The following is a 25,961-nucleotide window of genomic DNA, read 5'->3' as shown; positions in this document are numbered from 1 at the left end:
CTTGTCTGCTCAAGTCATCGCGATTGACGCAATGGGCGGGGACTTCGGTCCCCGCAGCATTGTTCAGGCCAGTATTGCTTGCCTGTCTGCTACACCCTCGCTGCACCTGACCCTTGTCGGTCAACCCTCCCTACTTGAAGAACTGATTGCCAGCCATCCGGCGGTGGATCGCGTGCGCCTGACGATTACGGCTGCCAGCGAAACCATTGGCATGGATGAAAAGCCTGCGCAGGCACTGCGTGGCAAGCCGGATTCTTCGATGCGTGTGGCTCTTGAGTTGTTACGTGATGGCAAGGTTCAGGCCTGTGTCAGCGCCGGCAATACCGGGGCCTTGATGGCGTTGTCCCGTCATGTGTTGAAAACCCTTCCGGGCATTGACCGGCCGGCGATGGTGGCGGCAATTCCCACCCAGCGTGGCTATTGCCAGTTGCTGGATCTGGGGGCGAATGTCGACTGCAGTGCCGAGCACTTGTTGCAATTTGCCGTGATGGGCTCGGTGGCCGCGCAAGCGTTGGGTGTGGTGCGGCCTCGGGTGGCCCTGCTCAACATCGGCACCGAAGACATCAAGGGTAATCAACAGGTCAAGCTGGCTGCCAGTTTGTTGCAAGGCGCGCGGGGTTTGAATTACATCGGTTTTGTCGAGGGTGACGGGTTGTACCGGGGCGAAGCGGATGTGGTGGTGTGCGACGGTTTTGTCGGCAATATCCTGCTCAAGTCCAGCGAAGGCTTGGCGACGATGATTGCGGCGCGCATCGAGGCCTTGTTCAAGCGCAACCTTGCTTCACGCGTGGTGGGCGCCCTGGCGCTGCCGTTGATGCGGCGCTTGCAGGCCGATCTGGCACCGGCGCGGCATAACGGTGCGAGCTTCCTGGGTTTGCAGGGTATTGTGGTCAAAAGCCATGGCTCGGCGGGGGTACAGGGTTTTCAAAGTGCCATCCAGCGTGCCTTGATCGAGATCCAGGAAAACCTGCCGCAACGCTTGCGCGGCCGCCTTGAGGATCTGTTGCCTTAGGCGAATGGGGCCGGAAATGCTTAAATGTGACCGGCCAGTTCAATTGACCATCCAATCTGTCAGTTTCTTGCGCTCCCACCTGTGGGGCGCCAATTTCCGACGACCAGATCATTAGGGGCTTGTTACATGTCTACATCCCTCGCATTCGTCTTTCCAGGGCAGGGTTCGCAGTCCCTCGGCATGTTGGCCGAGCTGGGCGCGGAACATCCGCTGGTCCTGGACACTTTCAAGGAAGCTTCCGATGCCCTGGGTTACGACCTGTGGGCGCTGACCCAGCAAGGGCCGGAAGAGCAGCTCAACCAAACCGACAAAACCCAACCGGCCATTCTTACTGCCTCGATCGCTTTGTGGCGCTTGTGGCTGGCCGAAGGTGGTGCGCGTCCGGCTTATGTCGCCGGCCATAGCCTGGGCGAATACAGTGCCCTGGTAGCCGCTGGCAGCCTGACCCTCGGTGAAGCGGTCAAGCTGGTGGAGCGTCGTGGTCAATTGATGCAAGAAGCCGTTCCTGCCGGGCAGGGTGGCATGGCCGCGATTCTCGGTCTGGAAGATGCTGACGTGATTGCCGCCTGCGCCGAAGCGGCCCAGGGCGAAGTGGTCAGCGCCGTGAACTTCAACTCCCCTGGCCAGGTGGTGATCGCCGGCGCCAAGGCGGCGGTAGAGCGCGCCATCGAAGGCTGCAAGGCCCGTGGCGCCAAGCGTGCGTTGCCGTTGCCGGTCAGCGTGCCGTCCCACTGCGAACTGATGCGCCCGGCTGCCGAGCGTTTCGCCGAGTCGATCGCTGCGATCAACTGGCAGGCGCCGCAGATTCCGTTGGTGCAGAACGTCAGTGCCGCCGTGGCCTCTGACCTGGAAACCCTCAAGCGCGATCTGCTGGAACAGCTGTACAAGCCGGTTCGCTGGGTTGAGTCGGTGCAGACCCTGGCCGCCAACGGCGCCACCCAATTGGTAGAGTGCGGCCCGGGCAAAGTCCTCGCCGGCCTGAACAAGCGTTGCGCCGAAGGCGTGTCGACTTCCAACCTCAATACCCCGGATGCCTTCGCTGCCGCTCGCGCAGCCCTGGCCTGACGTTAATTTCCGAACCTAGGAGAAGCCTGCATGAGTCTGCAAGGTAAAGTTGCACTGGTCACCGGCGCAAGCCGTGGCATTGGCCAGGCGATCGCCCTGGAGCTGGGCCGTCTGGGCGCTGTGGTCATCGGTACCGCAACCTCCGCCGCCGGCGCTGAGCGTATTGCTGCGACGTTGAAGGAAAATGGCGTTCAGGGCACCGGTCTTGAGCTTAACGTGACCAGCGATGAGTCAGTGGCTGGCGTGCTGGCCGAAATCACGGCGCAATTTGGCGCCCCGGCTATTCTGGTGAACAATGCCGGTATCACCCGCGATAACCTGATGATGCGCATGAAAGACGACGAGTGGCATGATGTCGTCGACACCAACTTGAACAGTCTGTTTCGCCTGTCCAAGGGGGTTCTGCGCGGCATGACCAAGGCTCGTTGGGGTCGAATTATCAATATTGGCTCCGTAGTGGGTGCCATGGGCAACGCAGGCCAAGTAAACTACGCCGCCGCCAAGGCAGGTCTGGAAGGTTTCAGCCGTGCACTGGCGCGTGAAGTCGGCTCGCGGTCGATTACGGTCAACTCGGTGGCCCCAGGGTTCATCGATACCGATATGACCCGCGAATTGCCTGAGACGCAGCGTGAAGCCTTGCTGACGCAGATTCCGCTGGGCCGTCTGGGCCAGGCTCAAGAGATCGCGAATGTGGTCGCTTTTCTGGCATCCGACGGTGCGGCATACGTGACTGGGGCTACAATCCCGGTGAACGGCGGGATGTACATGAGTTAAATTGTGACGGATCGCTTCAAAAAAATGTCATACGAGCTGTCTAAAATCCGTTATAAAGCTGCAATCTATTTATAGACAGATGGCCAATAGGGTACGAGGGTGAAGCTTTCAGTTGAAAAGCTGAAAAGTCTTTCTATACACTTACCCACTGGCCAGCTGCCTGAATTTGTCCATTAGGAGTGAAAACAAGGTATGAGCACCATCGAAGAGCGCGTCAAGAAAATCGTTGCCGAGCAACTGGGCGTTAAAGAAGAAGAAGTGACCAACACTGCTTCCTTCGTTGAAGACCTGGGTGCCGACTCCCTTGACACCGTTGAGCTGGTGATGGCTCTGGAAGAGGAATTCGAGACCGAAATCCCGGACGAAGAAGCTGAAAAAATCACTACTGTTCAAGCTGCTATCGACTACGTAACTAGCCATCAGGCGTAATAGTTTGTAATCGTCGCTTGCTGTGATGGAAAAACCGCACTGCCCTATGGCGTGCGGTTTTTTCCTTTAGGCCTGATGCAAAGTGTCGTCATTAGAAAAAGGAGAGTGCTGTGTCGCGTAGACGCGTCGTAGTCACCGGTATGGGTATGTTGTCGCCACTGGGTACGGATGTGCCGAGCAGTTGGCAGGGCATTCTGGCTGGCCACAGTGGTATTGGTCTGATTGAGCATACGGACCTTTCTGCCTATTCCACCCGTTTTGGCGGCTCGGTAAAGGGTTTCAATGTCGAGGATTACCTCTCGGTCAAGGAATCCCGCAAACTCGACCTGTTCATTCAATACGGCCTGGCAGCCGGTTTTCAGGCGGTGCGTAATGCCGGCCTGGAAGTCACCGACGCCAACCGTGAGCGCATCGGCGTGGCCATGGGTTCGGGTATTGGCGGTCTGACCAATATCGAAGAAACCAGCCGCACCTTGCACGACTCCGGTCCTCGTCGAATCTCACCGTTCTTCGTGCCCGGTTCGATCATCAATATGATTTCCGGCTTCCTGTCCATCCATCTGGGTGCCCAGGGGCCTAACTACGCCATTTCCACGGCGTGCACCACGGGTACTCACTGCATCGGCATGGCGGCGCGTAATATCGCTTATGACGAGGCCGACGTGATGATCGCCGGTGGCGCCGAGATGGCGGCCTGCGGTCTGGGCATGGGCGGCTTTGGTGCTTCCCGTGCGCTGTCGACCCGCAACGACGAGCCGACCCGCGCCAGCCGTCCGTGGGACAAGGGCCGTGATGGCTTCGTGCTTTCCGATGGTGCCGGTGCGCTGGTCCTCGAAGAGCTGGAGCACGCCAAGGCGCGTGGCGCGACCATCTACGCCGAACTGATCGGTTTTGGCATGAGCGGTGATGCTTACCACATGACGTCGCCGCCGGCCGATGGTGCAGGTGCTGCACGTTGCATCACCAACGCGCTGCGCGATGCCAAGATCAACGTCGATCAGGTGCAGTACATCAACGCACACGGCACTTCGACCCCGACCGGCGACTTGGCGGAAGCCGAGGCCATCAAGTCGGTATTTGGCGAGCACGCCTACAAGCTGGCGGTCAGCTCCACCAAGTCCATGACCGGCCACTTGTTAGGTGCGGCGGGCGCGGTCGAGGCGATCTTCAGTGTGCTGGCGATCCAGGACCAGGTCGCACCGCCGACCATCAACCTGGATGAGCCGGATGAGGGCTGCGACCTGAACTTCGTGCCTCACGAGCCGCAGAAGATGCCGATCGACGTGGTGCTGTCCAACTCGTTCGGCTTTGGCGGCACCAACGGTTCCCTGGTGTTCCGTCGGTTCGCCGAGTAATGCACAGCTGGGTCGACGGTCAGCCGGAGGACGCAGTGTCCCTGAAAGATCGCGGCCTGGCATACGGCGATGGCTTGTTTGAGACCATCGCTGTCAAGGCCGGGCGGCCGGTGCTGCTCGACCGCCACCTGCAGCGCCTGGACGAAGGCTGCAGGCGGTTGGCGATTGTTGCGGATCAGCCGTTGATCCGCAGCGAGTTGCAGGCCTATGCCGCCGCCTTGGGCGACGGTGTCCTCAAGTTGATCCTCACGCGTGGTGATAGCCTGCGCGGTTATGGCATCAATGCGGGCGCCCCGGCGCGTCGCATTCTGCAAGGCAGTCCACCTGCCACTTATCCCGAAACTCATGGCTCGTCAGGCATACGCCTGTTTCCGTGCGTTACCCGTTTGTCCGAGCAACCCTTGCTTGCCGGTCTCAAACACCTCAATCGCCTGGAACAGGTGATCGCCCGTTCCGAGTGGCAGGATGCCGATCATGCCGAAGGTTTGATGCTGGATATGTCCGGTCGAGTCATCGAAGGCGTGTTCAGCAACCTGTTCCTGGTGCGTGACGGCATGTTGCTGACCGCTGATCTGAATCGTTGCGGTGTCGCCGGCGTCATGCGGGCTGAGTTGTTGGCCCAGGCGCAGGCGTTGGGCATCCCAGTCATCGTGGCCGATGTAAGTGTTGACCAATTGCAACAGGCCGACGAAGTCTTCGTTTGCAACAGCGTATATGGCATTTGGCCGGTGCGTGGATGTGGGGCAATGAGCTGGTCGGTTGGGCCGCTCACCCGTAAACTGCAAGGCATTGTTCGCGCGCTATTGGATATTTGATTTGAGACGTAAATTTGTACTGTTGCTGGAGATCGGTCTGGTCCTGGCGGGTTTGCTGCTGGGCGCTTCTGCCTGGAAGATGAACTCGGCCCTGGAGCAGTCTTTAAACCTGACCCAGGAGCAGTTGCTGGATGTGCCGGCCGGTGCGACACCCACCGGTACCTTTAATCGTCTGGAAAATGACGGCGTACTCAAGGATGCCTTCTGGTTGCGTCTCTACTGGCGTTTCAACCTCAACGGCCAGCCGCTGCACAGCGGTGAATACCGCATGAACCCCGGCCTCACCGCGCAGGGCCTGATCGGCCTGTGGCAGCGTGGCGAAGTGGTGCAGTACAGCATCACGCTGGTGGAAGGCTGGAACTTCCGTCAGGTGCGTACCGCCCTGGCCAAGCATGAAAAAATCGAGCAAACCCTGTCGGGCTTGAGCGACAGCGAGGTGATGGACAAGCTCGGTCACCCAGGCATTTTCCCGGAAGGGCGGTTCTTCCCGGATACCTATCGTTTCGTGCGCGGCATGACCGACCTTGAGTTGCTGAAAAAGTCCTACAACCGACTGGACGATGTCCTCGCTCAGGAATGGAACAAGCGCGCTCCCGACGCGCCCTACACCGAGCCCTATCAAGCGCTGATCATGGCTTCCCTGGTGGAGAAAGAAACCGGCGTGCCAGAAGAGCGTGGGCAGATTGCCGGGGTGTTTGTACGGCGCATGCAGATCGGCATGTTGCTGCAAACCGACCCGACAGTGATCTATGGCCTGGGTGAACGCTACAACGGCAAGTTGACCCGCGCCCACCTCAAGGAAGCCACGCCCTACAACACTTATGTGATTAGCGGCCTGCCGCCGACACCGATTGCCATGGTGGGTCGCGAGGCCATTCACGCGGCGCTGAACCCGGTGCCGGGCAGCAGCCTGTACTTTGTTGCCCGTGGCGACGGCAGCCATATTTTCTCTGACAGCCTGGATGCGCATAATTCAGCCGTGCGTGAATTCCAGATGAAGCGTCGCGCCGATTATCGTTCCAGCCCTGCGCCCGTGGCGAAGCCGACGGATGCCGCCCCCGAGGCGCCAGCCGAACAAGCGCCCGAACCTGCTTCAACGCCGGATACCGACGCGCTGCAAAGCCCGCAATGACTCTGACTAAGGACTGCCTGTGACTGGCTTGTTTATTACCCTGGAAGGCCCTGAAGGTGCCGGCAAAAGCACCAACCGTGAATACCTGGCTGAGCGTTTGCGCGCCGAGGGTATCGAGGTGTTGTTGACCCGCGAACCGGGCGGTACACCTCTGGCCGAGCGGATTCGCGAAGTCTTGCTGACCCCGGGCGACGAGCCGATGAACCCGGATACCGAACTGCTGCTGGTGTTTGCTGCCCGCGCCCAGCACCTGGCTGAAGTGATTCGCCCGGCCCTGGCCCGTGGTGCCGTGGTGATTTGTGATCGCTTTACCGATTCGACTTACGCCTATCAGGGCGGTGGTCGTGGCCTGTCCCTGGAGCGCATCGCGACCCTGGAGACCTTCGTCCAGGGCGACTTGCGTCCGCACCTGACTTTGGTGTTCGACCTGCCGGTGGAGGTCGGCCTGGCCCGCGCCAGTGCCCGCGGTCGTCTGGATCGTTTCGAGCTGGAAGGCCGGGTGTTTTTCGATGCGGTGCGCAGTGCCTACCTCAAGCGCGCTGAAGCAAACCCGGCACGTTACTGCCTGGTGGACGCGGCGCAGCCCCTGGCTCAGGTTCAGCAATCACTGGATACCCTGTTGCCGAAACTGCTGGAGCTTTACCGTGGCTGAAGCCTACCCCTGGCAGGACAGTCTCTGGCAGCAACTGGCCGGCCGTGCCCAGCACGCCCATGCCTATTTGCTTCATGGCCCCGTAGGCATCGGCAAGCGCGCGCTGGCCGAGCGGTTGATGGCCAGGCTGTTGTGCCAGCGGCCGGACGGTCTGGAGGCGTGCGGGCAGTGCAAATCCTGTCTGTTGCTTAAAGCCGGCAGCCATCCGGACAACTACCTGCTGGAGCCGGAGGAGGCGGACAAGGCGATCAAGGTCGATCAGGTTCGCGATCTGGTCAGTTTCGTGGTGCAGACTGCGCAGATGGGCGGGCGCAAGGTGGTGTTGATCGAGCCGGTGGAGGCGATGAACATCAACGCCGCCAACGCTTTGCTCAAGAGCCTGGAAGAGCCGTCCGGCGATACCGTCCTGTTGCTGGTCAGTCATCAGTCCAGCCGTTTGCTGGCGACCATCCGCAGCCGCTGCGTGCAACAGGCTTGCCCGTTGCCCAGCGAAGCCATGAGTCTGCAGTGGCTGGGCCAGGCCTTGCCGGCGTGCTCCGAAGAGGAGCGGGTTGAGCTGCTGACCCTGGCGGCCGGCTCACCTCTGGCGGCGGTCAAGTTGCAGGCCCAGGGCGTGCGCGAGCAGCGAGCGCTGGTGGTGGACGGCGTGAAGAAGCTGCTCAAGCAAGAGCAATCCGCTACGCAACTGGCTGAAACCGCCTGGAAAGACATTCCATTGCTGCTGCTATTTGACTGGTTCTGCGACTGGTCGAGCCTGATCCTGCGCTACCAACTGACTCAGGACGAAAACGGCCTGGGGCTGGCAGACATGCGCAAGGTTGTGCAGTACCTGGCGCAGAAGAGTGCCCAGGACAAGGTCCTGAACATTCAGGACTGGATCCTCGCCCAACGCCAGAAGGTCCTGGGCAAGGCCAACCTCAACCGCGTGCTGCTGCTTGAGGCCTTGTTGGTGCAATGGGTCGGTCTGCTCGGCCGCCGTTAATTTCAGTGGCCGACAGGTGTATCGTTGGCCAGACACTTCCCGCGACTCAAGTTGTAATTTCCTATGCTCGTAGATTCCCATTGCCACCTCGATCGCCTCGACCTCGCCGAACACGGCGGCTCCCTGGATGCCGCCCTTGAGGCTGCGCGCCAACGCGGGGTAGGGCACTTTCTGTGTATTGGCGTCAGCGCGGAAAACGCCGCCGACGTCAAAGCCCTGGCGGATCGTTACGCCGATGTCGATTGTTCGGTGGGCATTCATCCCCTGGACCTCAAGCCCGGTGAAGCGCCGGCCCTGGATTGGTTGCTGGGCGAACTCAATCATCCGCGAGTGGTAGCCATCGGCGAGACCGGCCTGGATTATCACTACGAACCGGAAGCCGCCGAACTCCAGCAGGCATCGTTTCGCCTGCACCTGCAAGCCGCCCGGCAAACCGGCAAGCCGGTGATCGTCCATACCCGCGGTGCCCGTGCCGATACCTTGGCCCTGCTGCGCGAAGCGGCGCTGCCCCAAGCGGGCGTGTTGCACTGCTTTACCGAGGATTGGGACATGGCCAAGGCCGCCCTGGACCTGGGCTTTTACATCTCGCTGTCGGGCATCGTGACCTTCCGTAATGCGGATGCGTTGCGTGATGTGGCTCGCCAGGTCCCGGCGGACCGCCTGCTGGTGGAGACCGATTCGCCGTACCTGGCACCCATCCCTCATCGTGGCAAGCCGAACCTGCCGCAATATGTGCGTGATGTGGCGGATTACCTGGCGATGCTGCGGGGCGAGTCTTACGAGCGGTTTGCCGAACAGACCACTGAAAATTTCAAGCGCCTGTTCCCCCTCGCGCACGTCGCTTAAATTCAGGGCAAAAAAAACCCGGGTTCTGGGGGGTGAATCCGGGCTAAGACCATTAGGAGTAAAACAAAGGTACACAGTCCGTCGGTACCCAGGTCGACGCATCACTTGGGGGAGATGTCGCGCCGACATTTCAAGTATTGATCAGTATCCCATTCAGTCCAGCCACATCTGATCGTTTTTTAAACAGATTTGGAATACGCCCGCTTCAGTTGAGTTCTCATTGATGCGATAGACGCCGGCATAGGTCGTGTCTTATTTCTGACTCATACCGCTCTATTCGTTGGCGGACTGTAAGTTAAGTGCATGGGTTGTTCACATAGACGTTGCCCAACGACCGTTCAGTCGGGATAATCCCACGCACCGGGTAAAACGTTCCGCCAAGCGTAGCTTGGGGCGCACAACCCTCCCCATATAGACCTCTGCAGACCTTTTCTTATGCACAAAGAACCCCGTAAGGTCCGTGAGTTTCGCCGCCGCGAGCAGGAAATTCTCGACACCGCACTCAAGCTGTTCCTCGAACAAGGTGAAGACAGCGTCACCGTCGAGATGATTGCGGATGCCGTGGGTATCGGCAAAGGCACCATCTACAAGCACTTCAAGTCCAAGGCCGAGATCTACCTGCGCCTGATGCTCGACTACGAGCGGGATTTGAACGAGTTGTTGCATTCGGCGGATGTCGACAAGGACAAGGAAGCCCTGTCCCGGGCCTACTTCGAATTCCGCATGCGTGATCCACAGCGTTATCGCTTGTTTGATCGCCTGGAAGAGAAGGTGGTCAAGGGTAACCAAGTGCCGGAAATGGTCGAGGAGTTGCACAAGATCCGCGCCTCCAACTTCGAACGCTTGACCTTGCTGATCAAGGGTCGCATCAGCGAAGGCAAGCTGGAAGATGTACCGCCGTACTTCCACTACTGCGCTGCCTGGGCGTTGGTGCATGGCGCCGTCGCGCTGTATCACTCGCCGTTCTGGAGCAATGTGCTGGAAGATCAGGAAGGCTTCTTCCAGTTCTTGATGGATATCGGCGTGCGCATGGGCAACAAGCGCAAGCACAGCACCGATCTGCCGAACGCCGAGACACCCGCTACCTGAGTCATTCGCTTAAGTGATGGCGATATGATTTTCTGTCGGGTGCAGTAGCCCAGGAATATACTCAGGCAAGGACCTTGCTAAAATCTGATTTATGAGTCAGGTTTTAGCGCGCCCGAATTATCCTCTGCCGGAGTGATCCATGATCGTTGATCGACAAGGCAGGCGATTCCGCAATTTGCGGATCAGCCTGACCTCAGCCTGTAACTACGCGTGTACCTACTGCGTGCCCAATGGCAAGCGGCTGGTGGCTGCGCAGGATGAGCTGTCGGCCGAGGCGATGGCACGGGGCGTGGCCTATTTGATCGAGGCCGCCGGTATCGAGCGTCTGCGGATTACCGGGGGTGAGCCTCTGGTCAGTCCCAAGCTGGAAGCCTTCATGGGCGCAGTGGGGCAGATGGGCTTGAGTGACATCAGTCTGACCACCAACGGCCAGTTGCTGGCACGCAAGCTGCCGCTGCTGGTGGACGCCGGGATCCGGCGGATCAACGTTTCCCTTGATACCCTGGATGCCGACGCCTTCCGCAGCATTGCCCGCGGCGGCGATCTGGCCACCGTGCTCGATGGCATGGACCAGGCGAGCGCGGTCGGGATCAAGATCAAGGTCAATATGGTGCCGTTGCGCGGTCAGAACCTCGACCAGGTGATGCCGCTGCTCGACTATTGCCTGGCGCGCGGCTATGAATTGCGCTTTATCGAACTGATGCGCATGGGCCACTTGGCCAATGACGCCAATGCCTTCCTCCAGCAATTCGTCAGTCTCCAGCAACTGCTGAGCCTGATTGGCGACCACCATGAATACCTGCAAGCCGATGCCCCGGTGGACGCCACCGCCGTGCGTTACGAAATTCCCGGCAAAGGCTTCTTCGGTGTGATTGCCAACGAAAGCGTGCCGTTCTGCCGTACCTGCTCGCGGTTGCGTCTGTCGTCCACGGGCTGGCTGCATGGCTGCCTGTCGTCGAGTAACCGCCACTACGTTGGCGACTTGCTGGACAAGCCCCGCCACCAGGCGCTGCCGGCCTTGCAACGGTTATTGGTCAAGGCGTTGGGCGACAAGCAGGAAGTAGCGTTCTCGGGCGGGGCAACAGTGATGAAGATCATCGGCGGCTAATCTCCCAAGCTGGCGCAAAATCTGCATCTTGTGCCCATTCGCCGGTTTTCCGTCACCGGCTTCTGGAGGATAGGATGCGTAGTCTGGTGTTGTTGCTGGCGTCACTGGCGTTGGGTGGCTGCATGACCGTCAGTGATATGGCCGAAGGCACTCGCTATCAGATGAGCGATGCCGGGCTCCTGGATCACAGTGATACCCGTCGCGCCAACTCGATCCGCGTGCAACCCGATTCCTTTATCTTTATTGCCCAGGGTGCGTTTACGCCGCCGGGCAGCGCCTACCCGCGTCCCAACGTGGTGGCCGAAGAAGCCTTCAACGGCTTTGTCGAGTATTTTCCCATGGTTCGCCGCGCGCGCGCGCCGGAGGGTCTGGAACAGGCGATGGCCGAGGCCCGTAGCGTTGGCGCCCATTACTTGCTGTACACCCGCTTCGCCAAGGCCGATGACCGCATCGGTAACGCTGATCAATGGGCCGACCAGCAGGCCGTGGATCGCCTGGGGATCGACAGCGGGGTGATTCAGATCATGTTGATCGAGACCAGCACCCAGTACTTGATTGATACTGCACGGATTCGCAGTCGTGGCGGTTTACTGACGTTCCACGACACCCAGCCGGAAGACCTGATTGCCAAACCCCTGGCGCAATACGCCCGTAGCTTGTTGGGCATGAGTGATCAGTAAGACCTGAGGAGAACCCCATGACCGATTCCGCCAAGACCAATGATTTGTTGGCGCAATTGCCCAAGGGCAAAGGCCCGGCGCCGGTGCATCTGTGGAATCCGGACTTTTGCGGCGACATCGACATGCGTATCGCCCGCGACGGCACCTGGTTTTACCTCGGTACGCCTATCGGTCGCAAACCCATGGTCAAGTTGTTCTCCAACATCATCCGCCGCGACGGCGATGATTACTTCCTGATCACACCGGTGGAAAAGGTCGGGATCAAGGTCGAGGATGCGCCGTTTGTCGCAGTGACCCTGGAAGTCGAAGGGCAGGGCGAAAGCCAGGTTCTGCGCTTTACCACCAACGTTGAAGAGCAGGTCGAAGCCGGTACCGATCACCCGCTGCGGGTGGTGATCGACCCGCAGACTCAAGAACCTGCGCCGTACCTGCTGGTACGCAACAACCTCGAAGCCCTGGTGCATCGCAACGCTTTCTACCAGTTAGTGGAGTTGGCGGTGAGTCGTCCGATCAACGGTCAGCACTGGCTTGGTGTCTGGAGCGGCGGCGTGTTTTTCCCTATCGGCCTGGAGCCTTGAGGCCGACTTTTCCCTTTCTCTGAAATAATTTCCTTGCTGTAGCAGGGCGGTTTCGGTTATCAATTTGTACATGATTAGACATGTTCGATTTGATAAGAAAAAACGCGTCGTCGACGAGCTGATCCGCCGTATCGAGGGCGGGATGATGGCCGACGGTTTCCTGTTGCCGGGCGAGCATCAACTGGCTGAAGAGTTTGCGGTCAGCCGCGGCACCCTGCGCGAAGCCCTCGCCGAACTCAAGCGCCGTAACTACATTGCTACCCAGAGCGGCGTCGGCTCCATCGTCACCTTTGACGGCATGGCGCTTGATCAACGCAGTGGTTGGGCACAGGCGCTGGCGGATACCGGCGCTTTAGTGATCGCCGATGTCTTGCGTCTTGAAGCGGTCACGCGGCCGGACCTGCTCAGCCGCTTTGGCAGCGATCAGTTCATTGCCCTCGATCGTCGCCGACGCACCACGGATGGCACCTTCGTGTCCCTGGAGCGCTCGCTGATGCCGGCCTCGGGTAGCCTGGAAAGCTTGCCGCGTGTCGGCCTTATCGATAACTCCCTGACCATCACCCTGGCAGCTTACGGCTACATCGGCGCCGGCGGTGACCAGTGGATCGGCGCCGAGCCACTGAACGAGGTCGATACCGAGTTGCTGGGACGTCCGGCCGGCACCGTATTTCTCAAGGCATTGCGCACCACCTACGACCGTCGCGAGCGGTTCATGGAATACGTCGAAAGCTTGCTCGACCCGTTGCACTTTCGCCTGCACCTTCAATTTGGAACGCCGAAATGACCCCGCACACTCGCGCCCTCGGCGCGTTCTACGGCCTGGCCTTGGGCGACGCCCTGGGGATGCCTACCCAATCCTTGAGCCGCGAGCAGGTCAAGGCACGCTTCGGTGAAATCACCACCCTGGAAGACGCCGGCCCCGACCAGCCCATTGCGCCCAACATGCCCAAAGGCTCCATCACCGATGACACCGAACAGGCGATTCTGGTGGGTCAGTTGCTGGTGGATGGTCAAGGCAAAATCGAGCCGACTTTACTTGCCCAGCGCCTGATTGATTGGGAAGCGGTGATGCGTGCCAAAGGCTCCCAAGACCTGCTGGGCCCGTCGACCAAACGTGCGATCGACATGATCCTGGCCGGCCACACCCCGGAAGAATCCGGGCGCTACGGCACCACCAATGGCGCAGCCATGCGCATTACGCCCGTGGGCATCGCGGCAAACGTCGCCGATCCAGAGCCGTTCATCCAATCGGTGATCCAGGCGTGCCAGGTGACTCACAACACCACGCTGGGCATTGCCAGCGCGGCAGCGGTCGCGGCGGTGGTTTCGGCCGGTATCAATGGCGAGGACCTGGGAGAAGCGCTGAACATTGGCACCCGGATCGCGCAACAGGCTGAAAGCCGTGGGCACTGGGTCGCCGGTGGGCGTATCGGCACCCGCATCAGTTGGGCGCGGACCCTGAGTGTCGGCAGCAGCGACAAAGCGCTGTTTACCGACCTGCTCTACGAATTGATCGGTACTTCCGTCGCCTCCCAGGAGTCGGTGGTGGTGTCGTTTGCCCTCGCGCAGCAAGTGGCCGTAGGTGAGATGGACGCTTTCGAAGCCCTGTGCATGGCCGCCAGCCTTGGCGGCGACACCGACACCATCGCCGCGATTCTCGGTGCGATGCTCGGCGCGTGCCTGGGGATGGCGTGCTGGCCTGAGGCGCTGATCGAGCAGGTCAAGGCCGTCAATGGCCTGGATTTGCAGCCGTTGGTCCAAGGGCTGCTCCAATTGCGTTGAACTCCACAGATCAAATGTGGGAGCGGGCTTGCTCGCGAATGCGGTGTATCAGCTAGCAAATTGGGTGCTGAACCACCGCATTCGCGAGCAAGCCCGCTCCCACATTTGATCGCGTGGAGTCAGGAAGACCGGAATATAGATCCAATCTGCCACAACCACAAAAACAGGCATCAGGAGCACCCCATCATGAGTTCGACCTCTTCCGGCCAAGGTGCTGGGCAATTGGAAACGCGTGGCATCGAGCCCGTCCCGGAAAGCGAGTGCAACGGGCATCCGCTGCAGCTGTTCTGGGTCTGGTTCGCCGCCAACATCAGCATCCTCGGCTTACCATTGGGGGCGACGTTGGTGGCCTTTCGCGGGCTGGCGATCTGGCAATCCATCATCGTCGCGGTCCTGGGTGCCGCCGGTTCGTTCGCGGTGGTGGGGATCATTTCCATCGCCGGCCGTCGTGGTCGTGCGCCGAGTCTGACCTTGTCCCGAGCGATCTTCGGTGTACGCGGCAACATTGGCCCGACCCTGGTTTCGCTGATGTCGCGCCTGGGCTGGGAAACCGTCAACACCACCACCGCGGCCTTTGTGCTGCTGTCGTTGTGCTCGATCCTGTTCAACTCGCCCGTGGCCGCCAAAAGCGCACCGCTGCTGACCTTGCTGTTTATCGGCATTTTCGTGCTGCTGACCCTGGCCGTTTCCGGTCTGGGCCACGCCACCTTGCTGGTGATCCAGAAGTGGGCAACCTACGTCTTCGGCGCGCTGAACATCCTGGTGGGCGGCTTCCTCTGTGCCACTATCGACTGGAGCGCGGTATTCAACGCCACCCCGGCACCGCTCAGCGCGATGATAATCGGCGTGGGTACCATGGCCGCCGGTACCGGCATCGGTTGGGCCAACGCGGGGGCCGACATGTCCCGTTATCAGCATCGCAGCGTGAAGGCCGTGCGCCTGGTGGCATCAGCCGCCTTCGGTGCGGGGATTCCGCTGGTACTGCTGATCACCTTGGGCGGCTTGCTGTCCGTGGGCAATAACGACCTGGCCTCGGCCACTGACCCGATCATCGCGATCCGCGACATGCTGCCCACCTGGATGGCCGTGCCGTACTTGATCACCGCGTTTGGCGGGCTGCTGCTCTCCAATAACCTGTCGGTATATTCGGCGGGCCTGACCACCTTGACCCTCGGCTTGAAGGTCAAGCGCGTCCACGCGGTGATTGTCGACATCGTCGCGATCTTCGCCGGCTCCATCTACTTCATGCTGATTGCCGACAGCTTCTACGGCCCATTCATCACCTTTATATCGCTGCTGGCCGTGCCGATCACTGCTTGGGTGGGGATCTTCGTGGTCGACCTGATTCACCGTCACTACTACAGCGCCAAAGACTTACTGGACGTCACGCCGAGCAGCGCCTACTGGTATCGCGGCGGGATTGAATGGCGCGCGTTCGGTGCCTGGGTGGTCGCCATCGTGTTGGGTTTCAGCTTCACCACCATCGGCACCACCGCCGAGAACATCTGGTTCGCCGGGCCGCTGTCGGACTCCTGGCTGGGTCATAACGGCCTGGGCTGGATCGTCACCTTCCTGGTGGCCGGCGGGATTTATGCGGTATTGGGCGGTGCTGCTGATCGTCGTCCGGCCTTAGTAGAGAGCCACAATGTCTAGATTGATTCACAGCGGCCAGGTCATCGTCGACCTGGTCATGTCCCTCGACACCTTGCCGGCAACCGGCGGCGACGTATTGGCCAAGTCCGCCAGCTTCGAAGCCGGCGGTGGCTTCAACGTGATGGCCGCTGCCCGACGCAACGGCTTGCCGGTGGTTTATTTGGGGCGGCACGGCAAGGGGCGCTTTGGCGACCTGGCGCGTGCAGCAATGCAGGCCGAGGGCATTGAAATAGCCCTGGCTGCCAGTGACAACAAGGACACCGGCCTGTGCGTGTCGCTGACCGAGGCCACCACCGAACGCACCTTCATCTCCCATATCGGCGCTGAAGGTGAACTGAGTACGGAAGACTTGGCCAACGCCGTGCCCCATGCCGACGATTATGTGTACGTCAGCGGCTATAGCTTGCTGCTGGAGGGCAAGTGCCAGGCCTTGATCGATTGGTTGCTGGCGTTGCCGCGCGAGATCACAGTGGTATTCGATCCGGGGCCGCTGGTCAAGGCGCCCGACTCGGGCTTGATGGCTGCGTTGTTGCCGCGTATCGATATCTGGACCAGCAACGGCCCTGAAGCCCTGGCCTTTACCGGCGCGGCGGATATCGCTACGGCGTTGCTCAGTCTCACCGATCATCTGCCTGCCGAGACGTTGCTGGTGGTGCGGGACGGGCCGAACGGTTGCTGGATCAGCCGTAACGGTCAGGCTGAGCATGTACCGGGGTTCAAGGTGCAGGCAGTGGACAGCAACGGGGCAGGTGATGCCCACGCCGGGGTGTTTATGGCAGGGCTGGCTAATGGGTTGGCACCGGCGGCGGCTGCACGTCGGGCGAATGCGGCGGCTGCATTGGCGGTAACGCGCTGGGGCCCGGCCACTTCTCCAGGTACCGTCGAAGTGGACGCACTCCTGGCTGAATAAACACGAACAAAATGTGGAAGCGGGGAAGCCCACTCCCACATTGGATAGACGGTGGCTCAGCGCCCTGGTCTAGCCGGTCGCCTTCAGCGCTTCGGCAGTGGCTACGGCGCGTTTTCCAGCTTGCGAGCCGCTTCCACGCCGGACGCCGTAAGCTTGATCGGCAGGCTCAGCGCATGCTCACCGGTTTCGTTGCAGGTCACGTGACCTTCCTTGATCCAGCCCCGCTCCTGAAGTGTCGCCAAGGCGCTGGCGACCACTTTCTCACCTCGGTAGTTATCCAGCACTTCCTTGCCCAAGCCACTGGGATGGGCATGCAGCAAGCGAGTGAGGACTTCTTTTTCAAGGTTCTTATCGACGTTCATGCATACCTCTTCACTGGGAAATGGTTAGGTGTTCGTCTGGCTGTTACTCAGGGTTTTGGTTGTTGGGGGGCGCCAGGGACATTGGAATCGTCGCCACCTGGCGTGGCGTTCTTGCCGGGGCCCATTTTGCCGTTCTCCACATCGGAACCAAGGCCCTGACGGTTGCCGTCATTGCCTTTGGTCCGTGGATCTGCGCCGTCCTGAATGATGGCGCCGCCGTTGGTGTCCATGCCGGTGCCCATGGAGCCCTTGGACTCCTCGGTTGCCGGGCTGGGCGGGCTGCCGATGGGGTCGGTCGGGCCGGTGGAGTTATTCGAGGCGGCAACGCTGCTCAGTGAAACGGCAGACAGTAATCCGGTGAGGGCGAGGGCAGTCAGTCTGGAAGTCGTCATGAGGGTGTCTCCTTATGATTTAAGTCCTTACCTCATATTGGTCCGCCCCTGTTTGCCATTGGTGCCTCACTGGCGACGAACGGTCCTACGCGGCTTGTAAGATTTTATGTGGCGAGACACGACGCCAGATCAGTCGCCCCACGGTGATCAGCCAGTTGAGCGAAGCCACGGCCAGCACGCTCATCAACAGGGTCTGCAGGCCGTATTCGACGATGACCTTGCCGGCCAACAATGGAAAGCCAAACACCCCGATAAAGTACGACAAGCTGAACAGCAACAGAGCCTGGGACGTGGTGCCGGCCGGTGCCTCGTTGGCGGCCAGGCCATTGATCACTGAATAGGTCAGGCCATAACCCACTCCCAGGGTGATGGCCGCCAACAGGTAACTGACGCTGTCGTTGACCAGGAAGCCGAACATCAGGATCGACACCAGCATCACCCCAGACAACACACACGCCGCCCAATAAGGATCACGCTTGACCACGATGCTGGCGATCAACAGGCGACTGGTGATGGCTGCGCTCATGAACCCCAGGAAGAACAACGAATAGTCCAGCGAATGAGCCGCCGCATAGCTGGTTTGAAATGACGACAGGCCACCAAACACGCAACCGCCCAGGCCGACCATGATGATGGCGAACACCGCTTTGGAGGACAGCACCTGGCGTGTGGCGGACCAGGATATTTTCGACACGGCGGCGACGCCCAGCAGGTTGGGGCGCTGCGTAAGCTGTGCACCCAATCGCCAGAACATCACCACACCTGCCAGGCTCGCGAGTGCGGCGAGGTAGAACGCTGCGGTCAGTGGCAGATCCAGGGCATTCGCCGCGCGCCCCAGCAGCGGCCCCGAGCCGATGCCGGTCATCATGCTGCCCGACAGCAGGGCAAAGTACTTGGCGCGCTGCGTCGGTTCCACCAGCATCGCCACGATGATCGGGCCCAAGGTGTAAAACACGCCCCAGCCCAGTCCCAGGGATAAACCGAAGAGCATCAAGCCTTCACCAAAACCGGGTGTCAGGGCAAAGCCCAGGCAGGCCACCACCAGTAAGACACCCAGGCAGGCGATGGAACGGGCCGCGCCCAAGGCGTCCGACAAATGCCCGGACACCATGACCGCGACGAATGTACTGAGCATTGCCATGGAGATCACGCTCCCGGCGTCATGCTCATTGCCCCCTCGGGCGTGAATCAGCAGCGACAGCAGAAAGGTCGAGCCGTACGACAACGACAGCAGGTAGCTGGCAAGACAGAACAGGGCAAACAGTTTGCCGCCAACCGGTGGAGTGGAGCGCATGGGCAAGCCTGTAGTTCGTTGGATTTATGCCAGGTTTTTTACCATGCGCGGCAAGACGGTTTGTTCAGTGGTTAGCGGTTTTTGCATTAGCGCTGGGCGGAGTAACGACGCATTTATTGGGCGCCGATCTCTTCAATGAAAGTCTCCATGAATCCCTTGAGCCGTTGATGGCGGACCTGCGCCAAATGTTGTCCCGTCGCGGTTTGGAAACCATCGGCCAGGTGCAGCAGTTTGGTCTGGAAGTGATCAAGGCAAAAGCGCTTGTCGTCATAGTCCCGATTCAAGGCGGTCGGATCAGCCGGGTCATACAGCGCGCTGCCCATGCGCCCGGCGGTATAGAACGTGCGGGCCACGCCGATCATGCCCAGGGAGTCGAGGCGGTCGGCGTCCTGGACGATCCTGGCTTCCAGGGAGTTGGGCGTAAGCCCCGCAGAAAAGCTATGCGTCTCGATGGCATGGGTGACGGCGGCGATACGGGCAGGCTGCCAATTCAGGGCCTGCAACACCTTCTCGGCCTTGGTCGCCGCCAGCGCTGAAGCTTTCGAGCGCAGGGGGGAGTTCTTTTCCACCGCCACACAGTCATGCAGCAGCACCGCCGCCAGCAGCACCTCAAGGTCACCCCCTTCTTCGGCTTGAATTGATCGTGCGTTGTGCCATACCCGCTGCAAATGGGACAGGTCGTGGGCGCCATCCTCTGAAGGTTCCAGGGCGTGAGGCAGTAAGGTATCGGCAAGGGCAGACAATGGAGAGAAGGGCATGAGGATTCTCAAAGGGTGAATACCTTACAGGGTAGTCGCGAATGAAATTGCACTGCAATCAGTCATCAAACCCCCTTAGTATGTGTCCTTTCCTTTGACCTCAAGGCCCGTCCATGACCATCGAGATTCGCCCCGCCGTGCCCAGCGATGCTGCGCAGATCCTGACCTTCATCACGGAGTTGGCCGACTACGAGAAAGCCCGCCACGAAGTGATCGCCAGCGTGGTGGACATCGAGCGCAGCCTGTTCAGCGAAGGCGCCACCGCCCACGGCCTGATCTGTCTGCGGGACGGCTTGCCGATTGGTTTTGCGGTGTTCTTTTTCAGCTATTCCACCTGGCTGGGCAGCAATTGCCTGTACCTGGAAGACCTCTACATCAACCCGGAACAGCGGGGCGGCGGGGCGGGCAAGAAGTTGCTGCGGCACCTGGCGAAAATCGCCTTCGACAACGGCTGCGGGCGCTTCGAGTGGAGCGTGCTGGACTGGAACGAACCGGCCATTGCGTTCTACAAATCCATTGGCGCCCAGCCTCAGGAAGAATGGGTGCGCTACCGCATGGAAGGCGACGCACTGCGCGAATTTGCCCAAGGCTGAGTGTGGGAACGATCTAACCGGCGAAGTGAAACCTAGGTGGGAGTTGTCGAGCCCCAGCGAGGCTGCGATAGCGTCGGCTCTGCCAGCATTGATGTTGGCGGACCCACCGCAATCGCAGTCTCGCTGGGGCTCGACAACTCCCACATTTGTTTTTCGTTGCCTTGTAGGACTGTGTTCACCTAACTGACTGCTGTCAGTTTTTTTGTGATGTTTCTCATTATGTGGGATGAGTAATTATATATTGAGATGTTTCAGGTTCTGGGTTTATAGTCTTCTGCATCAGCACTCACTACCAAAAATAAAACAGGTGAAGCGATGCAGGCTCAACCGTTGTCGTTACCCGCCGTGCCCGAGCCGACTTACGGCGAGCGGCTGAAACACAAAGTGGTGATCATCACCGGCGCCGCCCAAGGCATCGGCGAGGCCATCGTTGCTTGTTTCCAAGCGCAACAGGCGCGTCTGGTGATCGGTGATATCCAGGGCGAGAAGGTCGAGGCAGTCGCCGTCCATTGGCGTGAGCGCGGTGCCCAGATCTACGCGCAACAAGTCGACATCACCTCCAAGGACCAATGGCGGGCTCTGGTGGACGTTGCCATCGAGCGTTTTGGTCGCGTCGATGTGCTGATCAACTGCGCCGGCGTCAACGTGTTCCGCGACCCGCTTGAGATGACCGACGAAGACTGGCGTCGTTGCTTCGCCATCGACCTGGACGGTGCCTGGTTCGGCTGCCGTACCGTATTGCCGCACATGATCGAGCAGGGTATCGGCAACATCATCAACATCGCCTCGACTCACTCCAGCCACATTATTCCCGGCTGCTTTCCCTATCCGGTGGCCAAACACGGCCTGCTCGGCCTGACCCGCGCCTTGGGCATCGAATACGCACCCAAGGGCATCCGCGTGAATGCCATTGCGCCGGGCTATATCGAAACCCAGCTCAACGTCGACTACTGGAACGGCTTCCCCGATCCCCATGCCGAGCGCCAGCGCGCCTTCGACCTGCACCCGCCCAAGCGCATCGGCCAGCCCGTTGAAGTGGCGATGACGGCGTTGTTTCTAGCCACCGATGAAGCGCCCTTTATCAATGCCACCTGCCTGATGATCGATGGCGGGCGGTCGGTGATGTACCACGACTAAACCCTATAACTCTCCAATAACAAGAGGTGGTTTATGTTCAAGAAGACAGTGCGCACCCTGGCAGTCGCCGTTGCACTCAGCAGCCTCAGCGCCCTTGCATCTGCCGAAGAAGTGAAGATCGGCTTCCTGGTCAAGCAAGCCGAAGAGCCCTGGTTCCAGACTGAATGGGCCTTCGCCGAAAAAGCCGGCAAGGATCAGGGCTTCACCGTGATCAAGATCGCCGTGCCCGACGGCGAGAAAACCCTCTCAGCCATCGACACCCTCGCCGCCAACGGTGCCAAAGGCTTCGTGATCTGCCCGCCGGACGTATCCCTGGGCCCTGCAATCATGGCCAAGGCCAAGCTCAACAATCTCAAGGTATTGGCGGTGGATGACCGCTTTGTCGACGCCCGGGGCAAGCCCATGGAAGACGTGCCTTACGTTGGCCTCGACGCCTACAAGATCGGCCAGAAACAAGGCGAAGCCATGGCGACTGAAGCCAAGCATCGTAACTGGGACTGGAAAGAAACTTACGCCGTCATCAACACCTTCGACGAGTTGGAAACCGGCAAGAAACGCACCGACGGTTCGGTAGAGGGCCTCAAGGCCGCCGGCCTGCCGGCTGACCATATTCTGTTCAGCGCGCAGAAAACCCTCGACGTTCCAGGCGCCATGGATTCCACCAACTCAGCCCTGGTGAAACTGCCCAGTGGTGCGAAAAACCTGATCATCGGCGGCATGAACGACAGCACCGTGCTGGGCGGCGTGCGCGCCACCGAGAGTGCCGGCTTCAAGGCCGCCAACGTGATTGGCGTGGGCATCAATGGCACCGACGCTATCGAAGAGCTTAAAAAATCCGACACCGGCTTCTACGGCTCGATGCTCCTGAGCCCCGACGCGTCTGGTTATAAAACCGCCACCGCAATGTTCGAGTGGGTCACCAAAGGCACCGAGCCGGCCAAGTTCACCGCGCTGGATAACGTGACCCTGATCACCCGTGCCAACTTCAAGGAAGAGTTGAGCAAGATCGGTCTGTGGAAATGAACGCCGCCGCCTTCGATACCTTGCGCTTCAACGGCATCGGCAAGGAGTTCCCCGGGGTGAAAGCCTTGGCGCAGATCAGCTTTGAAGCGCGGCCCCATTCGGTGCATGCGCTGATGGGCGAGAACGGCGCGGGCAAGTCGACCTTGCTGAAAATCCTCGGCGGTTTCTATCCGCCCAACAGCGGCAGTTTGCAGTTGGGCGAGCGCAGCGTCAGTTTCAAATCGGCGGCCGACAGCATCGCCCATGGCATCGCAGTGATCCACCAGGAACTGCAACTGGTGCCGGAAATGACCGTCGCCGAAAACCTGCTGCTGGGGCATATGCCGTCGCGCTGGGGCGTGGTCAATCGCGGGGCGATGGTGCGCAAGGCCCGGGAGCTGCTCAAGGGCCTTGCGGATGAAATCGACCCGAACGTGCGTCTCGGCAGCTTGTCCCTCGGGCAGCGGCAACTGGTGGAGATCGCCAAGGCCATGTCGCGCAATGCTCATGTGATTGCTTTCGACGAACCCACCAGCAGCCTCTCGGCCCGAGAGATCGAGCGGCTGATGGTGATCATCGCTCGGCTGCGGGACGAAGGCCGGGTGATCCTTTATGTGTCCCACCGCATGGAAGAGGTGTTCCGGATTTGCGATGCAGTGACGGTGTTCAAGGACGGGCGCTTTGTGCGCACATTTGAGGACATGAAGCAGTTGAACGTCGATCAATTGGTCAACTGCATGGTCGGGCGCGATATCCAGGACATCTACAACTACCGGCCTCGCGAGCATTTTGGCGAGGCGCTGCGGGTCGAGGGTTTACTCGGGCCGGGGCTGCAGGAACCGGTGAGCTTGAAGGTCGACAAGGGCGAGATTCTTGGGCTGTTCGGCCTGGTCGGGGCAGGGCGCACGGAGCTGTTGCGCCTGTTGGCCGGCCTGTCTCGCAGCGAGCAGGGCGCGCTGGTACTGCATGGCCAGGCGCAGACGTTCAAGTCGCCTCGGGATGCGATTGCGGCGGGTGTGTTGCTGTGTCCGGAAGACCGCAAGAAGGAAGGCATCGTGCCTCGCGCCAGTGTTGCCGAGAACATCAACATCAGCGCCCGCCGCGACCATGCACGCTTCGGCTGGCTGATCCAGGGCGGCTGGGAGCGGGACAACGCCCAGCGGCAAATCAGCGCGATGAATGTGCGCACACCGTCGGCGGATCAACCGATTTTGTACCTCTCCGGCGGTAACCAGCAGAAGGCAATTTTAGGCCGCTGGCTGTCGATGCCGATGAAGGTCCTGTTGCTGGATGAGCCGACTCGGGGGATCGATATCGGCGCCAAATCCGAGATCTACCAGATCATCCACAACCTGGCGGCCAGCGGCATTGCGGTGATCGTGGTGTCCAGCGACCTGATGGAAGTGATGGGGATCTCCGACCGCATCCTGGTGATGAGTGAAGGTGCCCTGACAGGCGAATTGACCCGCGATCAAGCGGACGAAGCACGGCTGCTGCAATTGGCGCTTCCGCGTACGCGGGACTGAAGAATACGAGGTGGGTATGTCACAGATAAAAACCGCGAGAAGTTTCTGGCCGGGTTTCAACCAGCGTAAGTTTCTCGACGATTGGGTCATGCTGTTGGCGGCCTTGGGCATTTTTGTGCTCAGCGCCGTGTTCATCGACAATTTCCTGTCGCCGCTGAATATGCGCGGCCTGGGCCTGGCGATTTCCACCGTCGGGATTGCCGCCTGCACCATGTTGTTTTGTCTGGCGTCGGGGCACTTCGACTTGTCGGTGGGCTCGGTGATCGCCTGCTCGGGGGTGGTGGCGGGCATCGTGATCCGCGACACCGACAGTGTTGTCCTGGGCGTGTCGGCGGCCTTGGCCATGGGCCTGGTGGTGGGGCTGATCAACGGCATCGTCATTGCCAAGCTACGGATCAACGCGTTGATTGCGACTTTGGCGACGATGCAGATCGTCCGGGGGCTGGCGTACATCTTTTCCAACGGCAAGGCGGTTGGGGTGATGGATGAAGGCTTCTTCGTGTTCGGTAACGGCCAACTGTTTGGCGTGCCGGTGCCGATTGTCATCACCGTGCTGTGCTTTGTGTTTTTCGGCTGGCTGCTGAACTACACCACCTATGGGCGCAACACCATGGCCATCGGTGGTAATCAGGAGGCGGCGTTGTTGGCCGGGGTGAACGTTGATCGGACCAAGATCATTATTTTTGCCGTACACGGTGTGATCGGGGCGTTGGCCGGAGTGATCCTGGCATCGCGGATGACCTCGGGCCAGCCGATGATTGGCCAGGGCTTCGAGCTGACAGTGATCTCTGCATGCGTATTGGGCGGGGTGTCGCTGAGCGGTGGCATTGGCATGATTCGGCATGTGATTGCCGGGGTGCTGATCCTGGCGATCATCGAGAATGCGATGAACCTGAAGAACATCGATACCTTCTACCAATACGTGATTCGCGGCTCGATTCTGTTGTTGGCCGTGATTATCGACAGGATGAAACAACGCTGAGGGTGAACGGGCTTTTTGTGGCGAGGGGGCTTGTCCCCCGTTGGGCTGCGAAGCAGCCCCAGAACCAGCCAACCCCGATCTGTCTGAAAAAAGTGATGACGCTATTGGGGCTGCTGCGCAGCCCAACGGGGGACAAGCCCCCTCGCCACAGTGATCATCAGCGCCCATAATGGCCGCCGTTTTCGTACCACCACATAGGCCCGACATGCAGGAAAACGCCCACATTCCCGTCAAAGACACCGCCCCCACCGGCACCCAGACCCTGCTGCGTGGCCTGGGCGTGGTGCAAGCGGTGGCGGCCGGCGCGCGGGATCTCAAGGAGATTGCCAAGCGCATCGGCACCACCCGCAGCACCACTCACCGCCTGGCCAGTTGCCTGGTGGAAGAGCGTTACCTGCGCGTGGTACCACAGGTCGGCTACCTGCTGGGCCCGAAGCTGATCGAGCTGGGTTTCCAGGCCCGTGAAGAGCTGCCCCTGGTGACGTTGGCTGTACCGTATCTGGACGAGCTGTCGGCATTGACCGGCGACACCATCCACCTGGCCATTCGCGAATTCGATGACGTGCTCTATTTGCACAAGAACCCCGGTCGTAACGGCCCGGAAATGCGCTCGCGGGTTGGTCATCGCATGCCGCTGGCGCGCACCGGGATCGGCAAGGCCTTGCTGCTGGATGACACGGTAGAGGAGTGGCAGCGCCTGTATCAGGTCAGCTTGCCGGCTGGCGGGAAAAACCTGCAGTGGCCGCAGCACCCGGAACAATCCTGGGCTCAGTTCGAGCAGCGCATGCAGGAGTATGTGGTGGGCGGTTATGCGTTCGATCTGGAAGACAACGAACCGTCGATCCGCTGCGTGGCGGCACCGGTGCGCGATGCCAGCCGGCGAATAGTCGCCGGCATCAGCATCGCCAGTACCGTGCCTTACATGCCGCTGGAAAAAATGGCCGAGCTGATTCCTGTGGTCAAACAGGTCGCAGCCAGGCTGTCAGCGGAGTTGGGGGCGAAGGCCTGATCCAGCCCGTAGATACCGGACAAGATCCCGTAGCAGCTGTCGAG

General features: G+C 60.3%; 28 protein-coding genes. 24 read left to right on the top strand and 4 right to left on the bottom strand.

Annotated elements, in window-relative coordinates; translation table 11 throughout:
• Window position 1: 1 nt before the first annotated feature.
• From plsX to J7E41_RS18025, 18 genes are all read left to right on the top strand, one after another.
• Complete coding sequence (plsX, locus tag J7E41_RS18110) at window positions 2-1,012, top strand: phosphate acyltransferase PlsX (RefSeq protein ID WP_285229511.1); 1,011 nt, start codon at window positions 2-4, stop codon at window positions 1,010-1,012.
• Between the two features lie 126 nt (window positions 1,013-1,138).
• Entirely contained in the window at window positions 1,139-2,077 is a 939-nt protein-coding gene (fabD, locus tag J7E41_RS18105; RefSeq protein WP_214994848.1) for an ACP S-malonyltransferase, read from the top strand.
• Window positions 2,078-2,107: 30 nt separating this feature from the next.
• Window positions 2,108-2,851, top strand: a complete 744-nt coding sequence (gene fabG, locus J7E41_RS18100; protein ID WP_214994846.1) for a 3-oxoacyl-ACP reductase FabG — start codon at window positions 2,108-2,110, stop codon at window positions 2,849-2,851.
• Window positions 2,852-3,043: 192 nt separating this feature from the next.
• Complete coding sequence (gene acpP / locus J7E41_RS18095; protein WP_010165887.1) at window positions 3,044-3,280, top strand: acyl carrier protein; 237 nt, start codon at window positions 3,044-3,046, stop codon at window positions 3,278-3,280.
• A gap of 110 nt (window positions 3,281-3,390) precedes the next feature.
• On the top strand, window positions 3,391-4,635 hold the full coding sequence (gene fabF / locus J7E41_RS18090; RefSeq protein ID WP_214994844.1) for a beta-ketoacyl-ACP synthase II: 1,245 nt from the start codon (window positions 3,391-3,393) through the stop codon (window positions 4,633-4,635).
• The gene (gene pabC, locus J7E41_RS18085; protein WP_214994842.1) at window positions 4,635-5,450 is read left to right on the top strand and encodes an aminodeoxychorismate lyase; all 816 of its coding nucleotides are present in this window, start codon (window positions 4,635-4,637) and stop codon (window positions 5,448-5,450) included. Before fabF ends, pabC begins: the two co-directional genes overlap by 1 nt.
• Window position 5,451: 1 nt before the next feature.
• Entirely contained in the window at window positions 5,452-6,582 is a 1,131-nt protein-coding gene (gene mltG / locus J7E41_RS18080; protein ID WP_214994840.1) for an endolytic transglycosylase MltG, read from the top strand.
• Between the two features lie 19 nt (window positions 6,583-6,601).
• Window positions 6,602-7,234: a dTMP kinase gene (gene tmk, locus J7E41_RS18075; protein WP_214994838.1), complete on the top strand. Its 633-nt coding sequence runs from the start codon at window positions 6,602-6,604 to the stop codon at window positions 7,232-7,234.
• Window positions 7,227-8,216: a DNA polymerase III subunit delta' gene (locus J7E41_RS18070; protein ID WP_214994836.1), complete on the top strand. Its 990-nt coding sequence runs from the start codon at window positions 7,227-7,229 to the stop codon at window positions 8,214-8,216. Before tmk ends, J7E41_RS18070 begins: the two co-directional genes overlap by 8 nt.
• Before the next feature lie 63 nt (window positions 8,217-8,279).
• A complete protein-coding gene (locus J7E41_RS18065; RefSeq protein ID WP_214994834.1) occupies window positions 8,280-9,062 on the top strand; it encodes a TatD family hydrolase in 783 nt (260 codons plus the stop codon).
• A gap of 435 nt (window positions 9,063-9,497) precedes the next feature.
• Window positions 9,498-10,151, top strand: a complete 654-nt coding sequence (locus J7E41_RS18060; RefSeq protein ID WP_214994832.1) for a TetR/AcrR family transcriptional regulator — start codon at window positions 9,498-9,500, stop codon at window positions 10,149-10,151.
• Between the two features lie 139 nt (window positions 10,152-10,290).
• Complete coding sequence (locus J7E41_RS18055; protein WP_214994830.1) at window positions 10,291-11,259, top strand: GTP 3',8-cyclase MoaA; 969 nt, start codon at window positions 10,291-10,293, stop codon at window positions 11,257-11,259.
• A gap of 74 nt (window positions 11,260-11,333) precedes the next feature.
• Window positions 11,334-11,939 carry a DUF4823 domain-containing protein gene (locus J7E41_RS18050; RefSeq protein ID WP_214994828.1) on the top strand — a complete coding sequence of 202 codons (606 nt, stop codon included), beginning with the start codon at window positions 11,334-11,336 and terminating at the stop codon, window positions 11,937-11,939.
• 17 nt (window positions 11,940-11,956) lie between these two features.
• Entirely contained in the window at window positions 11,957-12,517 is a 561-nt protein-coding gene (locus J7E41_RS18045; RefSeq protein ID WP_214994826.1) for a DUF1285 domain-containing protein, read from the top strand.
• A 70-nt stretch (window positions 12,518-12,587) separates the two neighbouring features.
• The gene (locus tag J7E41_RS18040; RefSeq protein WP_214994824.1) at window positions 12,588-13,301 is read left to right on the top strand and encodes a GntR family transcriptional regulator; all 714 of its coding nucleotides are present in this window, start codon (window positions 12,588-12,590) and stop codon (window positions 13,299-13,301) included.
• On the top strand, window positions 13,298-14,299 hold the full coding sequence (locus tag J7E41_RS18035) for an ADP-ribosylglycohydrolase family protein (RefSeq protein ID WP_214994822.1): 1,002 nt from the start codon (window positions 13,298-13,300) through the stop codon (window positions 14,297-14,299). Before J7E41_RS18040 ends, J7E41_RS18035 begins: the two co-directional genes overlap by 4 nt.
• Window positions 14,300-14,485: 186 nt before the next feature.
• Window positions 14,486-15,952, top strand: a complete 1,467-nt coding sequence (locus tag J7E41_RS18030; protein WP_214994820.1) for a purine-cytosine permease family protein — start codon at window positions 14,486-14,488, stop codon at window positions 15,950-15,952.
• A complete protein-coding gene (locus tag J7E41_RS18025) occupies window positions 15,945-16,862 on the top strand; it encodes a PfkB family carbohydrate kinase (protein ID WP_214994818.1) in 918 nt (305 codons plus the stop codon). Before J7E41_RS18030 ends, J7E41_RS18025 begins: the two co-directional genes overlap by 8 nt.
• A 101-nt stretch (window positions 16,863-16,963) precedes the next feature.
• Here the strand turns inward: J7E41_RS18025 and J7E41_RS18020 are convergent, their stop codons facing one another.
• From J7E41_RS18020 to J7E41_RS18005, 4 genes are all read right to left on the bottom strand, one after another.
• Window positions 16,964-17,224 (bottom strand): hypothetical protein, encoded by a 261-nt coding sequence (locus J7E41_RS18020; protein WP_214994816.1) that lies wholly within the window; start codon window positions 17,222-17,224, stop codon window positions 16,964-16,966.
• Between the two features lie 47 nt (window positions 17,225-17,271).
• Window positions 17,272-17,616, bottom strand: a complete 345-nt coding sequence (locus J7E41_RS18015; RefSeq protein ID WP_214994814.1) for a hypothetical protein — start codon at window positions 17,614-17,616, stop codon at window positions 17,272-17,274.
• A gap of 85 nt (window positions 17,617-17,701) precedes the next feature.
• Window positions 17,702-18,910: an MFS transporter gene (locus J7E41_RS18010; RefSeq protein ID WP_214994812.1), complete on the bottom strand. Its 1,209-nt coding sequence runs from the start codon at window positions 18,908-18,910 to the stop codon at window positions 17,702-17,704.
• Between the two features lie 113 nt (window positions 18,911-19,023).
• Window positions 19,024-19,668 carry an HD domain-containing protein gene (locus tag J7E41_RS18005; protein ID WP_214994810.1) on the bottom strand — a complete coding sequence of 215 codons (645 nt, stop codon included), beginning with the start codon at window positions 19,666-19,668 and terminating at the stop codon, window positions 19,024-19,026.
• Window positions 19,669-19,781: 113 nt separating this feature from the next.
• Here J7E41_RS18005 and J7E41_RS18000 point away from each other — a divergent pair, with 113 nt between their 5' ends.
• From J7E41_RS18000 to J7E41_RS17975, 6 genes are all read left to right on the top strand, one after another.
• Window positions 19,782-20,261 (top strand): GNAT family N-acetyltransferase, encoded by a 480-nt coding sequence (locus tag J7E41_RS18000; RefSeq protein WP_155583144.1) that lies wholly within the window; start codon window positions 19,782-19,784, stop codon window positions 20,259-20,261.
• A 315-nt stretch (window positions 20,262-20,576) separates the two neighbouring features.
• The gene (locus J7E41_RS17995; RefSeq protein WP_214994808.1) at window positions 20,577-21,398 is read left to right on the top strand and encodes an SDR family oxidoreductase; all 822 of its coding nucleotides are present in this window, start codon (window positions 20,577-20,579) and stop codon (window positions 21,396-21,398) included.
• Window positions 21,399-21,431: 33 nt separating this feature from the next.
• A complete protein-coding gene (locus tag J7E41_RS17990; protein WP_214994806.1) occupies window positions 21,432-22,421 on the top strand; it encodes a substrate-binding domain-containing protein in 990 nt (329 codons plus the stop codon).
• Complete coding sequence (gene araG, locus J7E41_RS17985) at window positions 22,418-23,926, top strand: L-arabinose ABC transporter ATP-binding protein AraG (RefSeq protein ID WP_214995358.1); 1,509 nt, start codon at window positions 22,418-22,420, stop codon at window positions 23,924-23,926. Before J7E41_RS17990 ends, araG begins: the two co-directional genes overlap by 4 nt.
• Window positions 23,927-23,942: 16 nt before the next feature.
• Window positions 23,943-24,908: an L-arabinose ABC transporter permease AraH gene (gene araH / locus J7E41_RS17980; RefSeq protein ID WP_214994804.1), complete on the top strand. Its 966-nt coding sequence runs from the start codon at window positions 23,943-23,945 to the stop codon at window positions 24,906-24,908.
• Between the two features lie 205 nt (window positions 24,909-25,113).
• Window positions 25,114-25,917 carry an IclR family transcriptional regulator gene (locus tag J7E41_RS17975; RefSeq protein ID WP_214994802.1) on the top strand — a complete coding sequence of 268 codons (804 nt, stop codon included), beginning with the start codon at window positions 25,114-25,116 and terminating at the stop codon, window positions 25,915-25,917.
• Window positions 25,918-25,961 lie beyond the last annotated feature (44 nt).

Origin of the sequence: Pseudomonas fluorescens, assembly GCF_018614655.1 — a bacterium.
In the GTDB taxonomy this organism is placed as follows: domain Bacteria; phylum Pseudomonadota; class Gammaproteobacteria; order Pseudomonadales; family Pseudomonadaceae; genus Aquipseudomonas; species Aquipseudomonas fluorescens_BX.
The sequence above is the reverse complement of the archived record's forward strand: the minus strand, read 5'-3'. Positions and strand labels throughout refer to the sequence as shown.

Coding starts and splice junctions, on each gene's coding strand:
- fabD (WP_214994848.1), top strand. CDS start 1,139: ATGTCTACATCCCTCGCATTCGTCTTTCCAGGGCAGGGTTCGCAGTCC.
- J7E41_RS18000 (WP_155583144.1), top strand. CDS start 19,782: ATGACCATCGAGATTCGCCCCGCCGTGCCCAGCGATGCTGCGCAGATC.
- J7E41_RS18050 (WP_214994828.1), top strand. CDS start 11,334: ATGCGTAGTCTGGTGTTGTTGCTGGCGTCACTGGCGTTGGGTGGCTGC.
- J7E41_RS17990 (WP_214994806.1), top strand. CDS start 21,432: ATGTTCAAGAAGACAGTGCGCACCCTGGCAGTCGCCGTTGCACTCAGC.
- J7E41_RS18015 (WP_214994814.1), bottom strand. CDS start 17,616: ATGACGACTTCCAGACTGACTGCCCTCGCCCTCACCGGATTACTGTCT.
- J7E41_RS17975 (WP_214994802.1), top strand. CDS start 25,114: ATGCAGGAAAACGCCCACATTCCCGTCAAAGACACCGCCCCCACCGGC.
- J7E41_RS18005 (WP_214994810.1), bottom strand. CDS start 19,668: ATGCCCTTCTCTCCATTGTCTGCCCTTGCCGATACCTTACTGCCTCAC.
- J7E41_RS18035 (WP_214994822.1), top strand. CDS start 13,298: ATGACCCCGCACACTCGCGCCCTCGGCGCGTTCTACGGCCTGGCCTTG.
- J7E41_RS18020 (WP_214994816.1), bottom strand. CDS start 17,224: ATGAACGTCGATAAGAACCTTGAAAAAGAAGTCCTCACTCGCTTGCTG.
- J7E41_RS18055 (WP_214994830.1), top strand. CDS start 10,291: ATGATCGTTGATCGACAAGGCAGGCGATTCCGCAATTTGCGGATCAGC.
- J7E41_RS18040 (WP_214994824.1), top strand. CDS start 12,588: ATGATTAGACATGTTCGATTTGATAAGAAAAAACGCGTCGTCGACGAG.
- J7E41_RS18045 (WP_214994826.1), top strand. CDS start 11,957: ATGACCGATTCCGCCAAGACCAATGATTTGTTGGCGCAATTGCCCAAG.
- J7E41_RS18030 (WP_214994820.1), top strand. CDS start 14,486: ATGAGTTCGACCTCTTCCGGCCAAGGTGCTGGGCAATTGGAAACGCGT.
- fabG (WP_214994846.1), top strand. CDS start 2,108: ATGAGTCTGCAAGGTAAAGTTGCACTGGTCACCGGCGCAAGCCGTGGC.
- J7E41_RS18010 (WP_214994812.1), bottom strand. CDS start 18,910: ATGCGCTCCACTCCACCGGTTGGCGGCAAACTGTTTGCCCTGTTCTGT.
- J7E41_RS18025 (WP_214994818.1), top strand. CDS start 15,945: ATGTCTAGATTGATTCACAGCGGCCAGGTCATCGTCGACCTGGTCATG.
- J7E41_RS17995 (WP_214994808.1), top strand. CDS start 20,577: ATGCAGGCTCAACCGTTGTCGTTACCCGCCGTGCCCGAGCCGACTTAC.
- pabC (WP_214994842.1), top strand. CDS start 4,635: ATGCACAGCTGGGTCGACGGTCAGCCGGAGGACGCAGTGTCCCTGAAA.
- araG (WP_214995358.1), top strand. CDS start 22,418: ATGAACGCCGCCGCCTTCGATACCTTGCGCTTCAACGGCATCGGCAAG.
- J7E41_RS18060 (WP_214994832.1), top strand. CDS start 9,498: ATGCACAAAGAACCCCGTAAGGTCCGTGAGTTTCGCCGCCGCGAGCAG.
- acpP (WP_010165887.1), top strand. CDS start 3,044: ATGAGCACCATCGAAGAGCGCGTCAAGAAAATCGTTGCCGAGCAACTG.
- araH (WP_214994804.1), top strand. CDS start 23,943: ATGTCACAGATAAAAACCGCGAGAAGTTTCTGGCCGGGTTTCAACCAG.
- J7E41_RS18065 (WP_214994834.1), top strand. CDS start 8,280: ATGCTCGTAGATTCCCATTGCCACCTCGATCGCCTCGACCTCGCCGAA.